10 protein-coding genes and 1 tRNA gene are annotated in these 9394 nt (G+C 60.0%); 7 read left to right on the forward strand and 4 right to left on the reverse strand.

Annotated features, from left to right (window positions below; genetic code table 11):
* Positions 1-77: 77 nt before the first annotated feature.
* From CGS25_RS18480 to CGS25_RS19335, 3 genes are all read left to right on the forward strand, one after another.
* A tRNA-Gly gene (locus tag CGS25_RS18480) sits at positions 78-153 on the forward strand.
* Between the two features lie 518 nt (positions 154-671).
* Positions 672-2024, forward strand: a complete 1353-nt coding sequence (gdhA, locus tag CGS25_RS18485; RefSeq protein ID WP_089031628.1) for an NADP-specific glutamate dehydrogenase — start codon at positions 672-674, stop codon at positions 2022-2024.
* A 268-nt stretch (positions 2025-2292) separates the two neighbouring features.
* Entirely contained in the window at positions 2293-2679 is a 387-nt protein-coding gene (locus tag CGS25_RS19335; RefSeq protein ID WP_269800704.1) for a GreA/GreB family elongation factor, read from the forward strand.
* A 208-nt stretch (positions 2680-2887) separates the two neighbouring features.
* Here CGS25_RS19335 and CGS25_RS18495 read toward each other — a convergent pair whose 3' ends face one another.
* Both CGS25_RS18495 and CGS25_RS18500 read right to left on the reverse strand, forming a co-directional pair.
* Positions 2888-3490: a 2-hydroxychromene-2-carboxylate isomerase gene (locus tag CGS25_RS18495; protein WP_101676369.1), complete on the reverse strand. Its 603-nt coding sequence runs from the start codon at positions 3488-3490 to the stop codon at positions 2888-2890.
* 54 nt (positions 3491-3544) lie between these two features.
* The gene (locus tag CGS25_RS18500) at positions 3545-4528 is read right to left on the reverse strand and encodes an NAD(P)H-dependent flavin oxidoreductase (RefSeq protein ID WP_089031631.1); all 984 of its coding nucleotides are present in this window, start codon (positions 4526-4528) and stop codon (positions 3545-3547) included.
* A 267-nt stretch (positions 4529-4795) separates the two neighbouring features.
* Between CGS25_RS18500 and CGS25_RS18505 the strand changes: the two genes are divergently transcribed.
* The 4 genes from CGS25_RS18505 to queF all read left to right on the forward strand — a co-directional run bounded on the left by CGS25_RS18505 (position 4796) and on the right by queF (position 8122).
* Positions 4796-5470, forward strand: coding sequence for a histidine phosphatase family protein (locus tag CGS25_RS18505; RefSeq protein WP_101676370.1), 675 nt, complete (start codon positions 4796-4798; stop codon positions 5468-5470).
* Between the two features lie 61 nt (positions 5471-5531).
* The gene (locus CGS25_RS18510; RefSeq protein ID WP_101676371.1) at positions 5532-6479 is read left to right on the forward strand and encodes an ABC transporter ATP-binding protein; all 948 of its coding nucleotides are present in this window, start codon (positions 5532-5534) and stop codon (positions 6477-6479) included.
* Complete coding sequence (locus CGS25_RS18515; protein WP_101676372.1) at positions 6476-7249, forward strand: ABC transporter permease; 774 nt, start codon at positions 6476-6478, stop codon at positions 7247-7249. Before CGS25_RS18510 ends, CGS25_RS18515 begins: the two co-directional genes overlap by 4 nt.
* 48 nt (positions 7250-7297) lie before the next feature.
* On the forward strand, positions 7298-8122 hold the full coding sequence (queF, locus tag CGS25_RS18520) for an NADPH-dependent 7-cyano-7-deazaguanine reductase QueF (RefSeq protein ID WP_089031635.1): 825 nt from the start codon (positions 7298-7300) through the stop codon (positions 8120-8122).
* A gap of 15 nt (positions 8123-8137) precedes the next feature.
* Here queF and CGS25_RS18525 read toward each other — a convergent pair whose 3' ends face one another.
* Both CGS25_RS18525 and CGS25_RS18530 read right to left on the reverse strand, forming a co-directional pair.
* A complete protein-coding gene (locus CGS25_RS18525; RefSeq protein WP_089031636.1) occupies positions 8138-8449 on the reverse strand; it encodes a helix-turn-helix domain-containing protein in 312 nt (103 codons plus the stop codon).
* A gap of 78 nt (positions 8450-8527) precedes the next feature.
* Positions 8528-8914 carry a type II toxin-antitoxin system RelE/ParE family toxin gene (locus tag CGS25_RS18530; protein WP_101676373.1) on the reverse strand — a complete coding sequence of 129 codons (387 nt, stop codon included), beginning with the start codon at positions 8912-8914 and terminating at the stop codon, positions 8528-8530.
* Between the last annotated feature and the right edge of the window lie 480 nt (positions 8915-9394).

The following is a 9394-nucleotide window of genomic DNA, read 5'->3' on the forward strand; positions in this document are numbered from 1 at the left end:
CTTAATGGGGTTTGACCAGGCGCCGGCAGGCGCCGCAGAACGTCTTCCCGGCGGGAAGACGGCCCGAAGAGTTACAAGCGGGAATAGCTCAGTTGGTAGAGCACAACCTTGCCAAGGTTGGGGTCGCGAGTTCGAGTCTCGTTTCCCGCTCCAGATTTAAGTTTTACAGACAGGGAAAGACAGCCACGGTCGCGAGCTGGAACGCCAGCCCGGTCGGGTCTCGTTTCCCGCTCCAGATTTAAGTTTTACAGACAGGGAAAGCGATCACGGTCGCGAGCTGGAGCGCCAGCCCGGTCGAGTCACGTTTCCCGCTCCAGTTCTACAGATAGGGAAAGGCGGTCACGGTCGCGAGCTGGAGCGCCAGCCCGGTCGGGTCACGTTTCCCCGCCCCAGATAAGTCCACGCTCCGGCCTGCCTGGTCAAGGCTTCTCCCGGTTGGAGCGTTCGGCCCTTGCCACTTTCCTGGCTTCCTTGCCTTCTCCGCTTTTCTGAATGGCGGTCCCGCCGACTGCCAGAGACAGCCTGACGTTTTTCTGCTTGCGCGTAATAACAAACCGTTGTCGTGGTCGAGAAACGGTGCGCATGCGGATATGATTCCCTGAAATAGTGATTCTTTTTTGCTTGTTCCGAGGCGTTTGTTATTGGAGCAGCGTGTAAGGGAAAAATCAGCGATGGACTATGTGACCCGGACCCTGGACGGACTGCGCAGGAGCAGCCCTGGCCAGGGCGAATTCTATCAGGCCGTGGAAGAGGTGCTGGAAGTGCTCGCGCCGGTATTGGATGCCGACCGGCGTTATCAGGATGAGGCCGTTGTGGAGAGGCTTCTGGAGCCGGAGCGGCAGATCTTTTTTCGTATTGCCTGGCTGGATGATCAGGGGCGGGTTCGCGTCAACAAGGGCTACCGCGTGCAATTCAGCTCGACACTGGGGCCTTATAAAGGCGGGTTGCGTTTTCATCCGAGCGTGAACGCCGGCATCATCAAGTTCCTGGGCTTTGAGCAAATCTTTAAAAATGCGCTGACCGGTCTGCCGCTGGGCGGCGCCAAGGGCGGCTCGGATTTTGACCCGAAGGGCTGCTCCCAGGGCGAAATAATGCGCTTTTGCCAGGCGTTTATGACCGAGCTTCACCGCCATATCGGCGCCACCATAGACGTTCCGGCAGGGGATATCGGCGTTGGTCAGCGCGAGATCGGTTACTTGTATGGCCAGTATCGGCGGCTGAACGGTCGTTTTGAGGGGGTGCTCACCGGCAAGGCGGCGGGGTGGGGCGGCTCCCTTGGGCGGCGTGAAGCCACCGGTTACGGCTGCGTGTACTTTGCCGAAAACATGCTCGCCGAACGCGGCGATACCCTGGCCGGCAAGCGCTGCCTGGTATCGGGCGCGGGCAACGTGGCGCTGTATACATTGGAGAAGCTGACCCAGTTGGGCGCCCGGCCGATTTCCTGCTCGGATTCTTCCGGCACCTTGATCCATCGCGCGGGTCTCGATGTGGCGTTGTTGAAAGACATCAAGGAACGGCGCCGTTTGCCACTGCGCGATTATCTGGATTGTCATACTGACGCGACGTTTATCCCGGTGGCTGACTACACGGCAGGGCGTTCGCCGGTATGGCATGAGCCCGCCGAACTGGCCTTCCCCTGTGCTACCCAGAATGAACTCACCGGCGTCGACGCCGAAGCATTGGTCGCCAATGGGGTTGTGGGCGTGTGCGAGGGCGCGAATATGCCCAGTACCCGTGAGGCCGTCTCGTGCTTCCTGCGGGCGGGCATCGACTATGGCCCGGGTAAAGCCGCCAATGCCGGCGGCGTGGCGGTCAGTCAGCTGGAAATGCAGCAAAACGCCGCCATGGCGCGTTGGCCGGCGGAGAAAGTTGATCAGACATTGCGCGCGATCATGCGGGACATTCATCGCCGCGCCAGTGCCACCGCCGAGGAGTTCGGCGCGCCGGGCAATCTGGTGCTGGGCGCCAATGTGGCGGGTTTCCGCCGCGTCGCCGACGCCATGATTGAACAGGGCGTGTTCTGAGCCCACTTGCCGGCGCCTTCGCCGAAGGCGCCGGCGGTGCGGTTGCTTTATTTTTTGGTTGGGCTATGGTCATGGCCATCTTCTTTCTGGTGAGTGAACTCCCGGAGAACATCGTGACTCATCGCCTCGCTTTCTATCGCTTCTCGCTCACCTTTCCGAATTAAGCCGGGCAGGACCCTGTTCCTGCCCGGCACCCCCTTCCGTTGTTTTTATTAATCGCATTTCCGTAATCCTGTTTTCAGGGAGAACCGTCGTGGCGCTTAAGCGCATGCGGTGGTCGTTGCGCCGTTGGCGACCGGCCATCCGTCGATATCATCTGGCTCGTTCATGGTGTTACGTATTGCGGCCGGCCGGTCTGGCCAGCGTCATCGCGCGTCTGGAGCTTGGGTGTTCCGATAAGACGAAGGCGGGCGCGGCAAGACTGAACAGTCGCGTGTCGGTACGTGATCCGCTCTGTGGCGAAGAGGCTGTGTTTATTCTGGTGGAACCTGCTCGGGCGCGGCCGGAACAGGGCGTGATCTCCATTCTGTCACCGCTTGGCGACGCCTTATTGGGCAGTCGCCCCGGTGATCTGGTCAGGCCGCGCTTTTTGGGGCGTGGCTGCGACCTTCTGGTGGTTAAGGTTGAAGCGGTGGTGGAGGCGTTTCCGCCATGAAGCACTGAGCCGGCCGCTCGCGTTTTGCCGAGAACCGCGAACACCGTCCGCCCCGGTTTGTCAGGCGGCAGCAGACCGGGCGGGAACTGCTTGACGACATGAGTGCAGAACCATGAGTAAGGAAAACGAAAAGAAGAAGCCCCGTAAGACGTTGAAAGAGAAACGCCTGGATAAGAAGAAAAAACGGGGCTGAAGCGGACGGGGCCGTTCAACCGGCCCTGGCTTGCTCCTCCACGTCGCGCAGACGATCCTTGCCGAAATACAACTCACCCTCCACGGTGAAGCTGGGGCTGCCGAACGCGCCAGCGTCGAACGCTTCCTGGGTATTAGCCAGCAGCGTTGCCTTGATGTCATCGGTCTGCGTGAGACGAATAATTTCGTCGGCGTCCAGGCCCGCTTCCTGAAGGGCGGAGCGAATCACGTCGGGGTCGTCCATCTTGCGTTCACGCTCCCACATGTCCTTGTACACCGAATCAATGTACGCCGGCGCCACGCCCAGTGTTTCGGCGGCCACGGCGCCGCGCATGATATGCAGGGTGTTGACCGGGAAGTGCGGGTTCATGCGGAATTCGGTAATCCCGTGGCGTTGGATAAAACGCCGGCTTTCCAACTGTTCATAGGCAAGCTTGTTCTTGATGTTGCCGAACGCCTGCACCGGGGACTGATTGCCGGTCATCTTGAACAGCCCGCCGAGCAGAATCGGCACATAGCGCAGGCTGGCGCCGGTGCGTTGCGCGATGTCCGGCAACAGGCGGTGTGACAGGTAGGCATTGGGGCTGCCGAAGTCGAAGTAGAAACGGATTTCGCTCATCGAGTGCTCCTCGCAAGGGCGCCACGGCGGCCTGGCCGCCGCGGCGAGTCGGGTTCAGAGGCGGCCGTCGGCGAAGCCGGTGAGGCGCTGGCGGATAATCTCGTCGGCGTCTTTCATGATGCGGCCGATCAACTCGCCCACCGCCGGGATATCGTGAATCAGGCCGGCCACCATGCCGCAGCTCCAGGCCCCCACATCCACATCGCCGTCGCGCATCACCTTGGGATAGACGCCGGCCACTTCCGGGGCGATGTCCTTGAACTGAATGTCCTTGCCCAGCTCGCGTTCTTTCTCCAGCAGCCGCTCCACGGCGGCGTTGGTCAGCACCCGCTCGGTGTTGCGCAACGGGCGCATCACCAGCCGGGTGTCCAGCTCGGAGGCGGCCAGGATCGCCTGCTTGACGTTCTCATGCACCGGCGCTTCGCGGGTGGCCAGAAAGCGGGTGCCCATGTTCATGCCGTCGGCGCCCATGGCCAGCGACGCGACCAGAGAGCGCGCGTCGGCCATGCCGCCGGAGGCCACGAACGGAATCTTCAGTTCCTCGGCGGCGCGTGGCAGCAGGATCATATTGGGCACATCGTCTTCGCCGGGGTGGCCGCCGCACTCGAAGCCGTCCACGCTGACCGCGTCGCAGCCGATCGACTCCGCTTTAAGCGCATGGCGCACCGAGGTGCACTTGTGAATCACCTTGACGCCGGCTTCCTGAAGCGCGGGCAGGTATTTCTGCGGGTTGTTGCCGGCGGTCTCCACCACCTTGATGCCACCCTCGATGATGGCTTTCACGTAGCCGGGGTAGTCCGGCGGGGTCACCGAGGGCAGGAAAGTCAGATTCACGCCGAACGGCTTGTCGGTCATCTCGCGGCAGCGGGCGATCTCTTTGCTGAGATGTTCCGGGGAAGGCTGGGTGAGAGCGGTGAGAAGGCCCAACCCGCCGGCGTTGGACACCGCGGCGGCCAGCTCGGCCAGACCCACGAAGTGCATGCCGCCCTGGATAATCGGGTGTTCGATGCCAAACAGCTCGGTAATGCGTGTTTTCATGATTGCTCCCTGAACCGGTAAACGATTGTTTTTTGAACCCGAAAAGGCGCGCTCAGGGCGCGCCGGGCATAAGGTTCTACTTTAGAACTTTGCTTGGGGCGAGGCAACCGCAGCGCCGGTGCCGATATCGCGAGCCGATCATGGCATGGATTCCCGCCACGGTCATGGTCGCGTCACGCGTCACGCGTCACGGGTCGCCGGCGACAATCGACTTGGCATTCACGGGGGCGGCTCGTAAGATGACCCGAATGTCCAACTGAAGTTGTCATGGCCCGTTTACATCCGCGCTTGCATTCCGCTCTCCGTCATCTGCCCGCCGATCGGCCCGCCCATCTGGTAACACGCCATTCCGTGCGCGAACTGGCCAAGAACGGGTTCGCCGACTATCGCCTGCCGTTGACCCCAGAGGGCATCACCATGGCCCGTGAATGGGGCGCCCGCTTGGAGCGGCCGGTGGCGGCGTTCTATTCCAGCCCGGTGGGGCGTTGCGTGGACACCGCCGAAGCGATGGCCGAAGGCGCCCGCGAAGCCGGCTTGATCGACCGGGTGCCTGAGGTGATCACCGACGCCACCCTGGTCGAGCCGGGCTGTTACGTGGAAGACATCAATCAGGTCGGGCCGACCTTCTTGAAGATGGGCGCGATGAAATTCCTCAATGCCCACCTGAAAATGCCCTTCGAGGGCATGCTGACGCCGGCCCAGGGGCGCGCCAAGCTGGCCTCATACCTGCGCGAGCGCGAGCCTTCCCCCGGCGCCTTGGCGGTGCACGTAACCCATGACACTATTCTGGCGGTGCTGGTCGCCGAGCTGGAAGGCCGTGATTGCATCGACGAACGGGACTGGCCCTGGATGATGGAGGGCCTCTGGGTGTGGTTCGACGAGTGTCATATGAACTGGGTGTGGCGGGGGGAGCAGGGGCGCCGCAGTCTGGACGGTGCTTGAATTGTTCAATGCTCGCCCCCAACTGTGAGTTTTTCCTTTTCCCAGCGCCGGCGAGGTGACTTTGTCCGCCCTGACGATTCGAAACCTGAAAAAAACCTATGCCAACGGTACCGAGGCTCTCAAGGGCATCGATCTGACCGTTGAGCGCGGTGACTTCTTCGCCCTGTTGGGGCCAAACGGCGCCGGCAAATCCACCACCATCGGCGTAATCAGCTCGCTGGTGAACAAGACCAGTGGCGAGGTACGGATTCTCGATTACGATCTTGATTCCGAACGCGCGCTGGCGAAGCAGAAAATCGGCGTGGTGCCCCAGGAATTCAACTTCAGCCAGTTTGAGAAGGTGTTCGACATTGTCGTCACCCAGGCGGGTTTTTATGGTATTCCGGCGCCGCTGGCGCGGCAGCGGGCGGAAAAGTATCTGCGCAAACTGGGCCTGTGGGACAAACGCAAAAGCCAGGCGCGCATGCTCTCCGGCGGCATGAAGCGACGCCTGATGATCGCCCGCGCGCTGGTGCACGAACCGGACCTGCTGATTCTCGATGAGCCCACCGCCGGCGTTGATATCGAGCTGCGCCGTTCGATGTGGGATTTCCTGATCGGCCTCAACGAGGAGGGGCGCACCATTATCCTCACCACCCATTACCTCGAAGAAGCGGAGTCGTTGTGCCGGCGCATCGCCATCATCGACCACGGCCGTATCGTCGAGAACACCGACATGAAATCATTGCTGGAAAAACTCCAGGTGGAAACCTTCATCCTGGATTTGGCGCGGCCGGTGAATCGGGCGCCGGAGTTGTCCGGCTTCACGGTCAAACTGCGCGATGCCGCCACCCTGGAAGTGGAAGTGCCGAAAACCGAAAACCTGAACCGGTTGTTCGTGGAACTGGCGGAACAGGATTTCCAGGTGATGAGCATGCGCAACAAGGCCAACCGCCTGGAAGAGCTGTTCGTGCGGCTGGTGGAGCAGAATCTGCCCGGCCAGCAAAGCAACGCGGAGGTGGCATCATGACCCCGCGCCAGCAATGGATCGCCTTTCTCACCATCGTCATCAAGGAGGTGCGCCGTTTCGTGCGCATCTGGCCGCAGACGCTGCTGCCGCCGGCCATCACCATGACCCTCTACTTCGTGATTTTCGGTAATCTGGTGGGCAGCCGTATCGGCGACATGGGTGGCTTCGATTACATGCAGTACATCGTGCCCGGGCTGATCATGATGAGCGTGATTCAGAACAGTTACGGCAACGTGGTGAGTTCGTTTTTCTCCACCAAGTTCCAGCACTCCATCGAAGAAATGCTGGTCTCGCCGATGCCCTCGCACGTGATTCTCACCGGCTACATTGTTGGCGGCATGGCCCGTGGCATCATGGTCGGGGTGATCGTCAGTATTCTGAGCCTGTTTTTCACCCACCTGACCATGCAGCACGTCTGGATCACCGTGGCCACCGTGATCATGACCTCGGCGCTGTTTTCCCTGGGCGGTTTTATCAACGCCATTTTCGCCAACAACTTCGATGACGTCAGCATCATTCCCAACTTCGTGCTGACGCCGCTGACCTACCTGGGCGGCGTGTTCTACTCACTGGATCTGCTGTCCGACTTCTGGCGCACCCTGACCCTGGTGAACCCGATCGTGTATATGGTCAACGCCTTCCGGTACGGCATTCTCGGTGTCAGCGACGTCAACGTGTACGCTTCGCTGGGGGCGATTTTCGCCTTCACCACGGTGTTTTATCTGCTCGCGCTGTGGCTGTTGCAACGGGGTACCGGAATCCGTGGCTGAAATGCGGCATACTGACGCCTCCCTCACCAAGGAAAGGTGCCCTGAGCGATGAGCCTGCTGCACGATACCCCGCTGGGCCGCGCCAGCGACTACGTTGACCAGTACACACCGGCGCTGCTGTGTCCGGTGCCGCGCTGGGACGCCCGCGAAGGATTGGAACTGGAAAATTCGGATCTGCCGTTTCACGGCATGGATTTGTGGAACGCCTACGAGTTGTCCTGGCTGAACGGCAAAGGCAAACCGATGGTGGCGGTGGCGGAACTGACGATACCCTGTACCTCCGCCAACATCGTGGAATCCAAATCGCTCAAGCTGTATTTGAATTCCTTCGCCAATACCCGCTTCGAATCCCGGGAAGCGGTGATCGCCGCCATCGAGAAAGACGTGGCGCACACCATTGGCGCGCCTCTGGACGTGCGCATCCTGTCCCTGAAAGAGGCGCAGCGGGAACCGCTCTGGGAAGACCACGGCCAGTGCGTGGACGGCCTGGATGTCAGTTTCGAGGGGTTCGAATACAGCCCGGACCTGCTGTTCACCGACCAGGGGCCGGAGCAGAGCGGCGTGCTGTTTTCCCACTTGCTGCGCAGCCACTGCCCGGTCACCAACCAGCCCGACTGGGCCACCGTCATGGTGCGCTACACCGGCGCGCCGATCAGCCCGGCCAGCCTGCTGCGCTACGTGGTCTCCCTGCGCAATCACCAGGGCTTCCACGAGCAGATCATCGAGCAGATGTTCATCGACATCCAGCGCCGCTGCGCCCCCCGCCAGCTCACCGTCTATGGCCGTTTTACCCGCCGTGGCGGCATCGACATCAACCCGTTCCGATCCAACTTCGAGACGCTGTTGCCCAACGCCCGCACCGTGCGGCAGTGATTCGCGCCGGTATCGCTAAGCCGCTTTGTTGGGGGTGGTGGTGACGGCGGGTATGCCATCTTGTAGGGATACTTCGAGGTCATAACCGCAGAGGGTTAAGAGCTCATAGAGCTTGTCCATACTGAACTTGGATACCTGGCCATTAGTGAGGTAGCTGACGCGGGGTTGAGAAATTCCCAGCTTTTTCGCGGCCTCGGCTTGGTTCCAGCCGTTCTTGAAGATTAACTCACGTAGAACAAGCATAAGCTGCGCCTTCAAGGTCAATGCCTTGGCTTCAGCTTCGTTTTTGGCATTTGATGCCCAGACATTGGAGACACGGGTATACATGATCGTACCTATGCGTTCAGCCTAACCTTGCGGCGAGTGTATCAATAGTCAATCAATATATCAAATTTGGTATAAAGGCTAAACCCTGCCTCTCGCCCTGTCATCTTTCAATCGAGCGTATCGCTCTTTAACTGTTCTCATGTCTTTAGTCGACTTCCCTTCGGTTTTCTTTTTAAAACAATGAAGTACAAAAATGCAGTCTTCATAGGTCGCGATATAAACGACTCTGTAGCTGTCACGATGTTTCACCGTAAGCTGATGGGTGCCGTCCAGATTGTCACCCTGCAAAGGCTTGTCGGTGACTTTGACTTTGTTCGTCCAGTCAGGAAGGTCGCTAAACGAACTTGCCTTGGAGCTTTGTAGTGCCTGCAGATTGGTTTTGACGATTTCTTCTACGGCTTTGGGCATTTTGTCTATGAGTTTTTCAGACTTTCCCATGTAGACCACATCCCTTTTTGGGTTCACGTAAACGCTCCTTGTTCCCGTCCACACAAAAGTGTTGCGGAGGCGACTGCCTTTCTATTGAGGCTTCCCCCGGGTCTTGTCCTTGATCCCGATAGAGAATTTTGTGCATAGAAGGGTATGAGCAGCTGGTGACTGGAATCAAGGGAACCAGGACAGGACGTGGTGATTGGTTATGTGAATTTCGAGGCGGTCAGGGAGGGATTGATGTCGTCAGCAAGCTGCCGCCACCCCTACGGGGCGCCCCCGCGTTGCGGGTGCGTCCTGCGCCGGGCTCACGCCCGGCTAGTATTCGGCCGTTGCCGGCCTCACCCTGCGGGCCGCAAGGTAAGACCTTGCGTTACTGCGCAGCCTGAAGGCTGCTCGTTCAAACTGGAGGGTTCAAATCGGAGCCGCCCTGACCGCCCAATAAAAAGGTTCTTCGCGGAATAGCTGGAATTGACTCATGCTGATCCACTTCCCATCGCCGCTGACGCCCTGTTG

The sequence above is a fragment of the Alloalcanivorax mobilis genome, assembly GCF_002864685.1.
GTDB lineage: Bacteria > Pseudomonadota > Gammaproteobacteria > Pseudomonadales > Alcanivoracaceae > Alloalcanivorax > Alloalcanivorax mobilis.